Annotated in this window: 16 protein-coding genes; 10 read left to right on the top strand and 6 right to left on the bottom strand. The window is 52.5% G+C overall.

What is annotated here, in order from left to right; genetic code table 11:
- Positions 1–158 precede the first annotated feature (158 nt).
- From BMX22_RS04460 to BMX22_RS04435, 7 genes are all read left to right on the top strand, one after another.
- On the top strand, positions 159–455 hold the full coding sequence (locus BMX22_RS04460) for a hypothetical protein (protein ID WP_074741043.1): 297 nt from the start codon (positions 159–161) through the stop codon (positions 453–455).
- Positions 455–955, top strand: coding sequence for a hypothetical protein (locus BMX22_RS04455; RefSeq protein WP_074741041.1), 501 nt, complete (start codon positions 455–457; stop codon positions 953–955). The genes BMX22_RS04460 and BMX22_RS04455 overlap by 1 nt, the downstream gene beginning before the upstream one ends.
- A gap of 106 nt (positions 956–1,061) precedes the next feature.
- Positions 1,062–1,220: a hypothetical protein gene (locus BMX22_RS16345; protein WP_177172969.1), complete on the top strand. Its 159-nt coding sequence runs from the start codon at positions 1,062–1,064 to the stop codon at positions 1,218–1,220.
- A gap of 61 nt (positions 1,221–1,281) precedes the next feature.
- Positions 1,282–1,572: a YlmC/YmxH family sporulation protein gene (locus BMX22_RS04450; RefSeq protein ID WP_074741039.1), complete on the top strand. Its 291-nt coding sequence runs from the start codon at positions 1,282–1,284 to the stop codon at positions 1,570–1,572.
- 158 nt (positions 1,573–1,730) lie between these two features.
- Positions 1,731–2,477, top strand: coding sequence for a 30S ribosomal protein S2 (gene rpsB, locus BMX22_RS04445; protein ID WP_074741037.1), 747 nt, complete (start codon positions 1,731–1,733; stop codon positions 2,475–2,477).
- Positions 2,478–2,598: 121 nt separating this feature from the next.
- Positions 2,599–3,519 carry a translation elongation factor Ts gene (gene tsf / locus BMX22_RS04440; protein WP_074741035.1) on the top strand — a complete coding sequence of 307 codons (921 nt, stop codon included), beginning with the start codon at positions 2,599–2,601 and terminating at the stop codon, positions 3,517–3,519.
- Between the two features lie 36 nt (positions 3,520–3,555).
- Positions 3,556–4,551, top strand: coding sequence for a hypothetical protein (locus BMX22_RS04435; protein ID WP_074741033.1), 996 nt, complete (start codon positions 3,556–3,558; stop codon positions 4,549–4,551).
- 252 nt (positions 4,552–4,803) lie between these two features.
- Here BMX22_RS04435 and BMX22_RS04430 read toward each other — a convergent pair whose 3' ends face one another.
- The 6 genes from BMX22_RS04430 to BMX22_RS04405 all read right to left on the bottom strand — a co-directional run bounded on the left by BMX22_RS04430 (position 4,804) and on the right by BMX22_RS04405 (position 12,913).
- Positions 4,804–6,000, bottom strand: coding sequence for a DUF6348 family protein (locus tag BMX22_RS04430; protein ID WP_318259676.1), 1,197 nt, complete (start codon positions 5,998–6,000; stop codon positions 4,804–4,806).
- 68 nt (positions 6,001–6,068) lie between these two features.
- Positions 6,069–7,034 carry a 50S ribosomal protein L11 methyltransferase gene (gene prmA, locus BMX22_RS04425; RefSeq protein ID WP_074741029.1) on the bottom strand — a complete coding sequence of 322 codons (966 nt, stop codon included), beginning with the start codon at positions 7,032–7,034 and terminating at the stop codon, positions 6,069–6,071.
- Between the two features lie 15 nt (positions 7,035–7,049).
- Positions 7,050–8,471 (bottom strand): dockerin type I repeat-containing protein, encoded by a 1,422-nt coding sequence (locus BMX22_RS04420; protein WP_074741027.1) that lies wholly within the window; start codon positions 8,469–8,471, stop codon positions 7,050–7,052.
- 2 nt (positions 8,472–8,473) lie between these two features.
- The gene (locus tag BMX22_RS04415) at positions 8,474–10,750 is read right to left on the bottom strand and encodes a transglutaminase-like domain-containing protein (RefSeq protein ID WP_074741025.1); all 2,277 of its coding nucleotides are present in this window, start codon (positions 10,748–10,750) and stop codon (positions 8,474–8,476) included.
- A gap of 3 nt (positions 10,751–10,753) precedes the next feature.
- Positions 10,754–11,974, bottom strand: a complete 1,221-nt coding sequence (locus BMX22_RS04410; RefSeq protein WP_074741023.1) for a DUF58 domain-containing protein — start codon at positions 11,972–11,974, stop codon at positions 10,754–10,756.
- A gap of 6 nt (positions 11,975–11,980) precedes the next feature.
- On the bottom strand, positions 11,981–12,913 hold the full coding sequence (locus BMX22_RS04405) for an AAA family ATPase (RefSeq protein WP_074741022.1): 933 nt from the start codon (positions 12,911–12,913) through the stop codon (positions 11,981–11,983).
- 346 nt (positions 12,914–13,259) lie between these two features.
- On the opposite strand from BMX22_RS04405, the gene rplU reads away from it, so the two are divergent.
- Genes rplU through rpmA form a run of 3 tightly spaced genes read left to right on the top strand, consistent with a single transcriptional unit; the run spans position 13,260 to position 14,168 of the window.
- A complete protein-coding gene (rplU, locus tag BMX22_RS04400) occupies positions 13,260–13,571 on the top strand; it encodes a 50S ribosomal protein L21 (RefSeq protein ID WP_074741020.1) in 312 nt (103 codons plus the stop codon).
- Positions 13,568–13,882: a ribosomal-processing cysteine protease Prp gene (locus BMX22_RS04395; protein ID WP_074741018.1), complete on the top strand. Its 315-nt coding sequence runs from the start codon at positions 13,568–13,570 to the stop codon at positions 13,880–13,882. The genes rplU and BMX22_RS04395 overlap by 4 nt, the downstream gene beginning before the upstream one ends.
- A gap of 4 nt (positions 13,883–13,886) precedes the next feature.
- Positions 13,887–14,168 (top strand): 50S ribosomal protein L27, encoded by a 282-nt coding sequence (gene rpmA, locus BMX22_RS04390; RefSeq protein ID WP_031562180.1) that lies wholly within the window; start codon positions 13,887–13,889, stop codon positions 14,166–14,168.
- Positions 14,169–14,353: the final 185 nt, after the last annotated feature.

Below are 14,353 nucleotides of genomic sequence, written 5' to 3'. Positions count from 1 at the left end.
GTGCCAATATACATTACAGTACTTAATTATAGCATACGGGATGGTGGCTGTCAAGCAGCAGAAGATATATTTTATTCTTTTAATTTGTGCGGGCGCGGGATGCGGGTTCTGTTTTCGCTTTTTTCGCAGTATGATTATTATGAAAAGGAGGCTTGAAAATGGACGAGACGTACATTATCCCTACGGTCATTGACGACCATCCCGCCCTCCCCGCCGAGGACGACACCGAAATGCTCGCGGAGGAGAGCTCCAGACGCAGACGCGAGGGTCATGCGGACGATATCATCGCGATGCAGGCGGCAGTGTGTATGCTGGTCGCCGCTGCTCTGCTGATAACTAACATTTTCCGCCCCGATGTATCAGGCGAGCTCTTTGCGCGTATACGTGAACTCTCGGGGAGCGCGGACGAACTCTTTCGGAACCCCCTCGAACTCCTGACGGAAATGCTGGACTAATGACGAGGTTAAGGGTCGGTTTTTCCTTCCTGCTGTTCAATGCTCTGCTGTTCCTTTTCTGCGGCGGGGAAATGATACTCTCATTCTACGCGGTATGTTTGCTGCACGAGTTCGGGCATATCGCTGCGCTGAGACTCACGGGCGGTGAGCTGCGCCGCGTGGAGCTGAGCTTCTTCGGGATAAGAATGGTCGCAGCTCCCGCAGCGGATGTGAGCAGGGGAGCGGCTGTGCTGTTGAGCGGACCTGCGGTGAATCTGCTGCTGTATCTGCTCCTGACGGCTCTGCACTGCTGCACGGGAACGGCTCGGCTGAGCCTCGCGGCGGGTGTGTTCAACCTTTTGCCGTTCAGCGGACTCGACGGCGGGGCTCTGCTCGATATGCTCTCGGAGGGAAGAACCTGCGAACGGCAGCTCAGAACCTGTATCACGGTCGCGAGAGCGGCTGCTGCGGTCGGTATAGCTGCTGCTGCTGCTGCCGCGGAAATGCTCGGGAGAATATGAGATGTTTCTTTGCTTGCGGCGGCTGTTGACTTTTTTTTCATTGTGTGATAAAATAGTCCTGAATCAGACAGACTATCGGTCGATGGTGGAAAAGGAGGAAAACAATATGGATTTGATATCGGCACTTTTGCTTGCGGTCCCCGCAACGGGCGATAACTTCCCCGCACAGAAGCTCCTCATCGTGGCGGGCATTGCTGTCGCTGTTGCAGCGGTCACGATCGTTGCGGCGCTTTTCAGAAAAAAAGACGATGACGACGAGGAATGATACGTAACATAGAAATACGGGACTTGCGCCTCCGCATATGATAGTGCGGAGGTGTTTTTCTATGCTTTGCAGTCTTGAGGAGCTGCGCTCGAAGGAGGTCATCGACCTCGGTACGGGCGAGAGGCTCGGTTACATCGACGATATCCGCTTCGACACCGATACCTCGGAGGTCACGGCTCTCGTCATCTTCGGCTCGGGCAGGCTGTTCGGGCTGCTGCCGAGAGGCGAGGATATTGAGATACCGTGCTCGGCAATAGAGGTGGTCGGTACGGAGACTATACTCGTCAGATGCAGCAATTTGACATATCATACAAATATACGCGGAAACAGACTAAAAAGTTTGTTTGAATAAAAATTGACGCGCTCTTGCGGAAAATTACGGAATGTGATATAATATTAAAGCAATTCGCACGCGGACGCTTTCATGGGTTGGTGCGGCAGACCTGCCGTTGCCTGTGAGCCAAGCTCTGCGGAGGATTAATATTAACCAATTTTAAGGAGGACTACACAATGTCAGTAGTTTCAATGAAGCAGCTCCTTGAGGCTGGTGTTCACTTCGGACACCAGACAAGACGCTGGAACCCCAAAATGGCACCGTACATCTTCACAGAGAGAAACGGTATCTACATCATCGACCTTCAGAAGACTGTAAAGAAGCTTGAAGAAGCTTATCTCTTCGTTCGCGACCTCTCCGCTGAGGGCGGCGAAGTTCTCTTCGTAGGTACTAAGAAGCAGGCCGGCGATTCCGTTAAGGAAGAGGCTACACGTGCAGGCGCTCACTACGTTAATGCCCGTTGGCTCGGCGGTATGCTCACAAACTTCAAGACAATCCAGACACGTATAAAGAGACTTGAGCAGCTCCACACCATGGAAGAGGACGGCACTTTCAACCTCCTCCCCAAGAAGGAAGTTGTTAAGCTCAACCTCGAAATAGAGAAGCTCGAGAAGTTCCTCGGCGGTATCAAGACTATGAAGAAGCTCCCCGCAGCTCTCTTTATCGTTGATCCCCGCAAGGAGAAGATCGCTGTTGCTGAGGCTAAGAAGCTCGGTATCCCGATAGTTGCTATCGTTGATACTAACTGCGATCCTGATGAAGTTGACTACGTTATCCCCGGTAACGATGACGCTATCCGCGCTGTTAAGCTTATCGCAGGTACTGTTGCCAACGCTATCATCGAGGGCAGACAGGGCGGCGACGCTGCCGAGCAGGCTGAGGCTCCCGCTGAGGAAGCTGCTGCTGAGGCTGACGCAGAGTAATCTGTCATTAACATTTAAGAACTGAAACGTAGGGGTTGGCGTCCCCGACAACCCGCAGCTCTGGGACGTCGAGGATGCCGTCCCCTACATTTATATTTTTATATTTTAGGAGGATTTAACAATGGGTAAGGTATCTGTTGCAGAAATAAAGGAACTTATGAAGTCCACAGGCGTTGGTATGATGGACTGCAAGAAGGCTCTCGAAGAGAACGACGGCGATATGGACAAGGCTATCGAGTTCCTCAGAGAAAAAGGTCTCGCTACTCAGGCTAAGAAGAGCGGCAGAGCTGCTGCAGAGGGCGTCGTTGCTGCTGTTGTCAAGGGCGAGACAGGCGTGCTCCTCGAGGTAAACACCGAGACTGACTTCGCTGCTAACACAGACGATATCAGAAACTTCGTTGCTAACGTTGCAAATACTATCATCGAGAAGAACCCCGCTGACGTTGAGGCTCTCAAAGAGATGCCCATCAGCGGCGGCACAGGCACTGTAGGCGAGGCTCTTACAGAACTCGCAGGCATGAAGATCCGTGAGAACATCGTTATCCGTCGTTTCGTAAGACTCGAGGGCAAGCTCGCTTCCTATATCCACAACGGCGGCAGCATCGGCGTTCTCGTTAAAATGGACACTGACCTCGCTGCTGATGCGGTAGCTCCTATCGGTAAGGACGTAGCTATGCAGTCGGCTGCTCTCAATGCTCCTTATCTCAACCGCGAGCAGGTCCCTGCTGAGGTGATCGAGAAGGAGAAGGAGATCATGATGGCTCAGATGGCTGAGGATCCCAAGATGGCTTCCAAGCCCGAGCAGGTTCGTGCTAAGATCGTTGAGGGCAAGGTTGGCAAGTTCTACACAGAGAACTGCCTCCTCGAGCAGGCTTTCGTAAAGGATGACAAGCTCTCCGTTCAGGGCTATGTTGATGCAGAGGCTAAGAAGCTCGGCGGCTCTATCAAGGTTACTGACGTTATCCGCTATGAGCGCGGCGAGGGTATCGAGAAGAAGGAAGATAACCTTGCTGACGAAGTTGCTAACATGATAAAGAAGTAAGAGACATAATTTTTTGAAATTTGGAGGGAAATAGTTATGAAGCTTAACAAAATCGGGGGAGGTATCGCAGTAGTTCTTGCTGCGGCACTCGCAGTTTCGGCACTTCCTTTTAGCGGTATCACGGCTTTTGCTGAGGACAAAGATATAACAGGAAACACAATGTTCACTGCCGACGAGATAAAGCTTGGCAAGGTCGCTTCTGGCGAACTTTTAGGCGGCGACAACGACTGGTACACTTTCACTCTGACAGAACCCACCAAGATAAATATGGTGATAGCTAATCAGGACAACTATCAGTATCAGCTCATTGACGAGGCTGATGACAATAAGGTTCTGGACTCTTCTGGGAACGGCGTTATCCGCGATGCTTCGATGAATAAGACCTATTACCTAAAAGCAGGAACATATTATCTTCGTCTCTATTCCGAAAGCGCCCTTATTTGGACACCGAGCTATGATATAAAGCTGACAGCAACTCCCTGCAAACTCAACGTTCCCGGCGACGGCAGCAACAACGCTATCGGCGATGCTGCCGAAATAGAGCTTGAAACAAAGTACAACGCTCAGATATCCAATAACGACTACATTGACTATTTCACATTCAGCCTCGAAAAAGAGGGCAGAGTGACCTTTGATTTCGAGGGTGCTCTCGACGCTGCTGACTGGTCGCTCTACGACAATCAGGACGACCTCATCAAGCACGGCACTTATCAGAAGAACGATGCAAAGGACAGCAAGATAACCAAGAAAAACGCTCTCATTCTCAAAGAGGGCAAGTATACTCTCGCTGTAAGCAGGAATGACAAGGCTGATTCCTACGGTCAGTATTCGTTCACGCTCAACTACCTTGAGAAGTACAACGACACCGCCGTAAACGGTATCATCGCTTTCGGCGATATCAACCACGACGGCAAGATCGACGCTAAGGACGCCTCCTCGACCCTGAGCTATTACGCTTACCTCTCTACAGGCGGTACAGAGACCGATATGAACCAGTGGTTCGTTGATACTTTCGGTCCCTTCGAGAAATAATAAAAGCAGAACGGCTCCCGTTGGGAGTGCTTCCCTTAGCGGAATTTGTGGGCTACCGAGCCGTAAATTTACGGTACATATTCGGTATCCTGCGAAACCGCCAAAGTGGGCTCCCCTTCGGGAGCCGTTTTTTGTAGGGGAGACGTTCCGTCGCCCGCGTATGCCATTCGTATATTTGCGGGACGTCGAGGACGCCGTCCCCTACATTCACTCTCAATGAAAAAGGCGGACAGTGTCCGCCTTTTCGTATTATTACCAAACCTTGTAATCGGGATTGCCTATTCTGTAGGCTGTTCCGGGGACGTAGAGGTCCTTGGGCTCGTGACCCTGTTCCTTAGCCTTGCGGAGTTCCCTGAACGCTACGCTGTTGAATACGATGCGCTGTACGTCCTCCTGCGGCGGTCTTGTTCCTAAGTACTCGAGGATCGTCTGCTGGATATAGAAGTAGGAGCGGAGCTGGGTCTTGCGGAATTCAAGGCGGTTGCCGCCCTCCTCACTGTTGGGGTCGCCTGTCAGCAGGAAGAGGCTGTCGCCTTCCTCGTAGCCGAGCGTGAGCTTCGCGAATATCTCGGGTATGAATATCCTCAGCTCTGTTGCCATGTCCTTATTGCCCGTGAATTCGTCAAGGTCCTTGCAGAATGCCTGATATTCTTCGGGATTCGAGATCTTAACCATTCTTTCAAGAGCGAATTTTGCTCCCTCTACGACCTGTTCCTTCTTGAAGGGGCACTCGTCTTCTGCGCGGTTTACGAAGATTGCAAACTGCTTCTCACATCTGAATGAGTCGGTCTTCTCCCACGAGTCAACATACTCCTTGAGCGGCTTTGCGAGCTCGTAGCACACGGAGCCGTTCACGCGTGCCTCAACTATCTGTCTGTCGCCCTGCTTTGCAAGGAATATCCTTATCCAGTAATACTTCTTGGAGCCGAGATACTTCGGGATCTCGTTAGCGATGTATGCTATGAGCATTTTGGGGTCGTTGTTGTGCTCTACGCCGATACGCACGATCGAGTGTGCGTACATATCGAAGTCGTAGTGCTGTCCGAGGAAGGTCACGGGTACGTGAACGGGGTTCTTCTTGAAGAGGGACTGGTCGATAGGGTGCCAGAGCCCGCCGTAGAATATCTCCACTGCCATATTTACGACCTCCTGGTCGGAGGGACCGTGCGCGTCAATGGGGTCGATGATGGGCTCGTCGAAGCTGTCGCTCGATACGAGGAACATGAACTGCACGCTCTTGATGTTCTCGCGCTCTTCCTTCTTGCCTATCTTGACATCTATCGTTATGCCTCTCGGCATGATGATACAGCCGTCATAGAGGGTGCCGTTGAGCTTGGCGTTGAGCGCCTCGAGGGCGGCTGCCTGATAGTCGAAGCCCTGCTCGGCTACTGCTGCCGCTGCTTCTTCGTTTCCCTTGTTTTTCTTCTTGAATAAAGCCACTGTTATCATTCTCCTTAATTATAGCGTTGATGTTTTCATATTCTCACAGACCGACGGTCTGAAATATGCTATTGGGGTTATTTTGCGAACTGAGCTGCTGCCCAGCCCTCCTTGATGTTTACGCCGAGTCGTGTAAAGCCGCACTGCTCTATTGCAGTCAGCACCTCCTCCATGCGCTCTTCGATTATTCCCGAGACGATGAGGTAGCCGCCGTCTTTCAGGTAGCGCCAGAAGTAGTCCTTCATCGCGATGAGCACGTCGGCAACTATATTTGCGGTGATTATGTCGTACTCACCGTCTATCTCGGCGGCAAGCTTCTCATCCGTGAGGATGTTGCCGAAATAGGTCTTGTAGTCCTCCTCGGGGATATGGTTCTTTATCGCGTTCTCCTTTGCGGTCGCGGCGGCGTTCTCCTCTATGTCGACTGCTACGGCGTTCTCTGCTCCGAGAAGCAGAGCTGCGATAGAGAGTATGCCGCTTCCGCAGCCGAGGTCGAGTATCCTGTCGCCCTCCTTGACGCAGCCCTCGAGTATCTCAAGGCACAGGCGCGTTGTGTGGTGCTGACCCGTTCCGAAGCTGGAGGCGGGGTCTATCTCGAGTATGACGCGTTCGCCTGCGTCGTCGTATTCCTCCCATGAGGGCTTGATGACGAGTGTATCACCGACCTTCAGAGGCTTGAAATACTGCTTCCAGTTGTTTGCCCAGTCCTCCTCGCGGATGCTTGCGAGCTCGGCTTCAAGGCGTCCGTAAGTGCCGTCGGCGTCTGCGGACTTCATCTCCGCGAGCATGGCTCTTACCGAGTGGAGCATATCTGCTCCCTGCTCGTTCTGCGGGAGATATACCGTGATGCAGGTCTCGCAGTCGGCAAGCCCCATTAGGTCGTCGTCGATGTAGTCCCACTGGCCGTTCTTGTTCTCGAGAAACTCCTTGAAATCCTCGGAGTCCTTTATCACAAAGCCCTTGATACCGATATCCGTGAGCTTTGAGCACAGGAGCTCGATACCGTCAGCGGTGGTGTAGATGTTTACTTCGGTCCATTCCATTCAGGAAAATCCTCCTTAATTCTGTATAGCCGTGAGCAGAGCGATGAAGTCTGCTTCGTCGAGCGCTCCGTCACCGTTCATGTCGGCAGCTTTACGCTCGGCGTCGGTGAGCGTGGATATGCACTCGGGGAGCTCGCTCTTCCTTTTGAGGTATACGCTCAGCTTTGCCAGATCGTATTTATCGGCAGAGCCGTCGCCGTCGATATCGCCTTTGTCATGCACGGAGGTGCTGTCGTTCTTTGTCATCTTTGATACGTCGACCCAGCCTGTGAAGTCCTTGGATTCGATATGTCCGAGCTTTCCGCGGCATTCCGTGACGTTCACCGTTTCGCCCGAGCTGAGGGTCATCAGCTGTTTCTCACCGAGCTCTGAGGTGTATACCTGCGTCTTGCTGCCGCTTTGTAGGTAATATTCGCCGACGGGCTGTGATACGGTAAGAGTGACCGAGGTGTTGCCGTAGGCGTAGGGGGTATCGGTGTAGATGTCGAGCTGATAGTCGCCCGCATAATTCGGGTCGAAGAAGTAGGAAGAGTAGCTGACGTTTTCAGCCTCGGTCAGCAGGACAGGCTCCTCCTCCCATTCTTTGCCCAGCATATCCTTGCCGCTGCGCTTTATCATGCAGCCGCTGAGGTCGAGCTCCTCACCGTATGCGTACACTGTCTTGGGCGGCGTTACGACTTCAATGTTGACGTAGGGCTCGAACTGCTCGGGCGGGACGTATTCGGTCTCGGGGGAGTTGGCTCCCTTCAGCGCCCAGTATTCACCCTGCAAGCCGTCGGGGTAGACCTCATATAGCAGGGGATTGGTGTTTGCGGGGTCGGACATATAGATATCTTCTCCGTCAACTCCGCGTATGTATACCCAGTGCCAGCCACCGTATGCGGTGTTGACGCGGGCGATTATGTACCAGCCCTGTTCGAGCAGAGTCTGTACCTCCGCAGCTACCTTTGCCTTGTCGGGAACGAGCTTTTTGACTTCATTGCCAGATGCGTCGAGTTCGGTCTTTTCTATCTTATTCTCAACGCTTTTGAGATTCTGGTCGTAGCCCCATTTTACCTTGGGGACGAGCTTCTGTATATCGAGCCAGCTCTTGATATAGCCGCCCGAGCCGAAGCCGCCGATGCTCGTATAGCCCTTTGCGAGCACGCCTGGATTGAAGTCCTCCGCCTTTTCTATGCCGAGATTCTTCATCGCGGTGGCGTCGAGCGAGCCCGAGTCCATTATCATTATTGCCAGCGACGTGATGAGGCAGCCCGAGCTCCTTACGGTCGTAGAGTCCATGGGAGTGGCGCCCCAGCGCTCGTCGAGCTGGCTCCACGTGAGGTATTCCTCCTGCTTGTAGGCAGCCTGCGACGGGAGCGCCGCTGTCAGCGTGCTGACCGCGACGACTGCGGCTGCTGCCGTACCGATGAGCCTTTTGGCTATTTTTTCATGCATTTTCAATTACCTCCATGAGGGGATATTTTGATTCTGCGCTTCTTCCTTTTGCTTTCTTTAAGTGCTTCGTATGCGGCAAGATAGTCTGCCATTGCCTTGTCTCTGTCGGCTTCGCTCATGGGGATGCTGCCGTATGCGGACTTGCTGAAGAGCTCCTTTACGGCTGATATATCCGCGCCCGAGGTCTCGGCTATGAGCTGTGCTGCCTCTCCTGCGGTATTGGTCGCGTCTATCCCGTAGAGCTTGCAGAGGCGGTGCATCACTGCTGCGACTGCCTTGTCGGGCTCGCGCTTCCTGTTTATGAGCATGAAGAGCTTATGCGTCAGATACGGCATAACTACGAGCAGGAGCAGCATTCCCGCAGATATCACGAGCATCACGAAGCCCGCCTTTTTGAGCATATCCGTAGTTGACACCTTTGTCGTTTTATTGGCGGTGCTGTTTATCATGTTGGACATCGTCGGCTCAAAGGTCATCCAGCCGTAGCCCTTGATGTAGAGCTCGGGGAAGGCATGGCCGTCGTTTGCCGTTACGCGGTAGCTCTTTACGTCTGCATCTTCTATCTCGTTCTGCATCAGGTAGCCCTCGCAGTAGCGCGCGGGTATGCCTGCCGCACGGGACAGCATTACCATTGCTGTGGCGTATTCGACGCAGACCCCTGTTTTTGTTCTGAAGAGGAAGTCGTGGACGTTTTCGCCCTGAGCTTTCTGATAGTCAAGGTCGTACTTGAAGCCGTTGGAGATGAAGTACCACTCTATCTCCTTCGCCTTGTCGTACTCCGTTTCGCAGCCCGCTGTTATCTGCTGTGCGAGTTCGTATATCTTTTCGTCGTTTCCGTAGTCGAGCAGGAGCTCGGTATAGGAATCGTAGAATGCTTCGTTAAAGTTGATGACGCTGCGGTAGTGCTTTGTCTCTTCGTTGGGGCGCCATATGTCCAGGGCATCGTAGGCATCCTTGAGCATAAGGCTGTAATCGTCCCTGTCTGCGAGCACCTGAATGAGTTCCTTGTTGCTGTCGGGGAAGGCGGTGTTCGGGATGTACTCGAATGTAAAGGTCTCGTTCGTGTAGTATTGATCGTCTACTGTGAACACCGCACCTGCACGGCTGAGAGCGATCTTGTTTTTGTAGTCGGACTCGGTCAGGGCGGTAGCTCCCTGCGGTACGGGGATGGTCTCGGCGCCGTTCATCACGCCGTAGCGCGGGAAAATGACTGCCTTTTTCTTTTGGGGGTATTCGAGCTTTTTGCCTGCATATGCTACAAGACCGTATTTCTTAGCAAAGTCGTAGTCGAGCTTTGCGGCGAAGAACACGGCGTCCGCAGTTTCGGCGTTGAAGTTGATGTCGAAGCTCGGGTCGGTGTATGTGCGGTAGTAGGTGTCGATATCGCTTGCCTTCCACTCGTCCCTTTTGAAGTCGTAGGTGCTGAAGGTCGCGGTTTTCAGTCTCATCGCATCGTCAGCCTCGACGATGTAGTGTATGACGTCGCTCTGGCGTGTTCGGAACTGCTCGCCTGTCGATGTATCACGGAATACATCAAGCATCTGGTTGAGACGGTCGGTCAGTGCGTCGGCATTGATGAGAGTTTCGAGAATAGTCCTGTCCTCGTGTACGACGGGCTTCGGGAACAGCGTCGAGAACAGGGCGAAAAGCACTGTGAATACTGCGACGGACTTCCATGCCTCGCCCCTGTTGACGAAGACATCCTTCTCGGATTCGCGGAGCTGTCTGAACATTACCATCATCAGCACGTAGCCTACGGCGAGGGCGATGATGTAGCCTATCGGCATTTTCTCGTATTCCTTGCCGTATATGGTGAACGGGATGATGAATATCAGGAAATTCATGAATATCCTGTACCGCACCCGCGTGAAATAATACACGACAGACAGCATGAATATGAGGAATAATATGAATATGGCTAACGTGTACCATTTGTTGTATCTCAGCGCGTTCTGCGGGGTGAAGAACCACAGCCCCCATGAGATGGGGTAGTTCTCGGAACCTTTATCCATACAGGCGTAGGCTGACCTTGCGGAGATATAATACAGTATGATACAGGCGAAAAAGCCGATTATATGGTGCTTGTAGACAAAGTCGAATATGCGGAAAACCACCCAGCCTATCAGATAGGCTGCCAAACCGTAGGCAAGTGCGCGGCTGCTTCGGTAGTGGTGCATTATCGACATTATCAGCAGCACTGTATACAGCAGTACGGGGTCTGCGAGCGTCCTTGTGAGGAAGGCTCTGAGCCCGCTGCTCTTGTTTGCAGTATCAGTCATTTTTTATACCAACTTAAAGTTATTGTCGCCGTCGAGGTACCACATCGGGAAAGTCGTGAGATTGCGGCTTGTCGGCGATATGCCTATCAGGCTGACGTTGTCCCTGTCATCTATGGCTTCGGCTATCGTCTCTATCTCGGCTCCGCAGTCGGTGGACGCGATGACGCAGGCGCATACAGAGCCGCCGTACATTTTGAGGTCGACACGTTCGTCTGTTGTCACCTTTACGGCAAGCACCTTCAGCAGGAGCTGTTCGGGATATTCGGGGTTATCTACGCTCTCGGCGATGACGTCGCCGCCTGCGCTGCGGTATATGAGCGTTGAGGCGATGCCCTGCTTCACAAGGAGGGAGAGAAGTCCGAATACCGAGCGTATTATCTGCTCTTCGCCGAGGATAGCCTCCTCGGGCTTTGCGGAACTGCTCCTGTACAGGTCGAGAACTATCATCGGCTGCACTGAGGCTACCGCTTCGTCGAGCCTTACCATGAGCTTATCCTTTTTCGAGGACAGCTTCCAGTTTACGCGCTTCATCGGGTCGCCGTGAACGTATTCGCGGTGCTCGTAGCCAGGAGATGTGTTTGCCGAGAACATCAGCGCAGTGTCGTTCTCCTCCTCCTCGTCGCTCGTGAGAACGACGTCAGCGATGCTGCGGAAGAGCTGTGAGGATGCCTTTATCTGCGGTATATCGGGGATAACTCCGACGCTTACGGGGGCGGGGAGGTCCTGTGTCAGCGTTAAGCGGACCAATCCGAGAAAGCCGCACGAATATACCGTTTCAAGCGCTATCTCACCGTTTCCGCCCGTTACGGCGTCAACGGTGTATGTGAATGAGCTCTTATTGTCGCGGACGAGCGATATGCGGTAGACTTTGTCGCTCTGTGCGAATACTTCGCTCGCACGGGGAGTTATCTCGATTATCCCGAGCGGGAAGCGTCCCGTTTTCTCGACGGTGACACGCACCTCAAGCTTGCTTACCTTCTGGACGTAGCCGTCGCAGTTGAGGCTGACCTTTACGCGCTTTCTTGCGTATACGGCGAAGAACAGCGATATCAGCGGTGCGAACAGGGTGAATGCGATGAGTATCACGCCCATTTCGCCGTCCATGTAGAAGGTGAAAATATACAGGAGAAAGGCTACCGAAAGTATTGCTATGACGGTCTTGAAAGCGTCGCCCGCTGTCGGCTCGAAAAGGATGACCTTTCGCTTTTTCTTGTTTTTATCCATAAATGCTTACATTGCGGGAACAGGCGCGTTTTCGATGATGTGTCTGATGTAGCTCTCACCCGTGCCGAATTCGCTCTTGCCCTGCGGCGAGAGTATGACGCGGTGCGCGAGCACGGATACTGCCGCGGTCTTTACGTCATCGGGAGTAACATACTCCCTCTCGTAGATGTAGGCGAATGCCTTTGCCGCTTTATACAGCGCGATGCTTCCGCGGGGACTGATGCCGAGCGTCGCATTTCTGTCGTTACGGGTCGTACCGACGAGGTCTACGATGTAGCGCTTGACCTGCTCGGAAACGCGGACACTGCGTACCTCCTCCTGCATTGTGAGGATGTCTTCAACGTGCATTGCGGGTTCGGTGATGTTGTTTATAGGGTTGTGGTGCTCGGTGCGGTCGAGAATTTTCATCTCCTCTTCGGGGACGGGGTAGCCCATCGACAGCTTCATGAAGAAGCGGTCCATCTGCGCCTCGGGGAGGTGGAACGTGCCGTAGGTCTCGACGGGGTTCTGTGTAGCCATTACGAGGAAGGGCTGAGGGAGCTTGTGGGTCTCGCCGTCGAGGGATATCTGCCGCTCTTCCATTGCTTCGAGAAGCGCCGACTGTACCTTCGGCGAGGCTCTGTTTATCTCGTCCGCGAGGAGAAAGTTGCACATTACGGCGCCGTCGCGGTAGATGAATTCGCCCGATTTGCCGTCGAGCATGGTAAAGCCCGCGATGTCGGAGGGCATTACGTCGGGGGTGAGCTGTATGCGGTTGAACTTGCCGCCGATAGAGCGCGAGAGCGCAGTTATCATCTGCGTCTTGCCGACGCCCGGGACGTCCTCAAGGAGCACGTGACCCTCGCAGAGAAGGGCGGCGATGAGTCTTATAACGGTATCGTCCTTGCCGACGATGACCTTGCCGATGGAATCTGCAAGCGTTTGTATCTTACTGTTCATAGTTTTCCTCACAATTTCAGATTGGCATACACAATATACCTTTATAATTATATCATATTTGGCTTTCAGCCGCAAGTGTCGTATATATAGATTATCAATGCACATTTTTGTTAAATCATACAAAAATGAACTGGTGAAATTGTTGAAAACGGTAATTATGCCGCCCGTGTTACCGCGAAGTCACGCATATGGTCGCGGGAATGGAAAAATTGCCGCTTTTTGCAAAAAAATACTTGACAAGCCGCAAGCGTTGTGATAAAATATTATTGCCGCTTGTAAACAGGCTCTTCAAGTCATGTATATGCGCCTGTGACAGCGAGTTTTATGAAAAGGCAGGTGCCAATGAATGTACGCAGTTATTGAGACAGGCGGAAAGCAGTATCAGGTAAACGAGGGAGATACTATCTTCATCGAGAAGCTCGCAGTTGAGGCTGACGAGACCGTTACTTTCGACAAGGTCGTTGCTCTCGGCGCTGATGACGGCATCAAGGTAGGTACTCCCTATGTTGACGGCGCTTCCGTTAAGGCTACCGTTATCAAGAACGGCAAGGCTAAGAAGATCACTGTTTTCACTTACAAGCCCAAGAAGGGTGAGAAGAAGAAGCAGGGTCACAGACAGCCCTATACTCAGGTAAAGATCGAAGCTATCAACGCATGATCAAAGCTGAGTTCTATCAGTCAGAAAATCAATTTTGCGGATTCCGTGTAACAGGTCACGCAGGCTTCGCGGAGAGCGGACAGGATATCGTCTGCGCTGCGGTGACGTCGGCGTGTATGCTGGCAGCCAATATCATAACCGACGGCTTCCATATCAGGGCTGAGGCGGGCGCAGAGGACAACGTTATGCTCTGTATCGCAGAAATGCCCGATGAAAAAGTCCACGCTGTTATGGATATGCTCGTTCAGCAGCTCGAAATGATACGCGGCGAGTATCCGCATACTATCAGGATCTCATTTTCGGAGGTGTAAAATAATGATCAAGGTTAGCATTCAGTTCTTCGCTCATAAGAAGGGCGTTGGTTCTACAAAGAACGGTCGTGATTCCGAGGCTAAGAGACTCGGCGTCAAGAGAGCTGACGGTCAGTTCGTTCAGGCCGGTAACATCCTCGTTCGTCAGAGAGGTACTCACATCCATCCCGGTGAGGGCGTTGGTATCGGTTCTGATGATACACTGTTCGCTACTGTAAGCGGAAGAGTTAAGTTCGAGCGTTACGGTCGTGACCGTAAGAAGGTTTCTGTTTACACAGAGCAGTAACAATCTATTGCGTCATAAATCCCGAGCGTTTGCTTGGGATTTTCTTTTAAAAAATGAGCCGTTAGGTTTAAGCCGTTAGCCGTTAGCTGATGGTATCGGCTGCGCCGATGTATCTGAGAGATGTTGGCGGCTCAATTATTCGATTTGTCCGCGTAAGCGGACACCGCAAGCTAATGGCTAAAGGC

Source organism: Ruminococcus sp. YRD2003 (genome assembly GCA_900109435.1).
GTDB lineage: Bacteria > Bacillota > Clostridia > Oscillospirales > Ruminococcaceae > Ruminococcus > Ruminococcus flavefaciens_G.
Note: the sequence above shows the minus strand (reverse complement) of the source record. Positions and strands in the feature narration are given on the sequence as shown.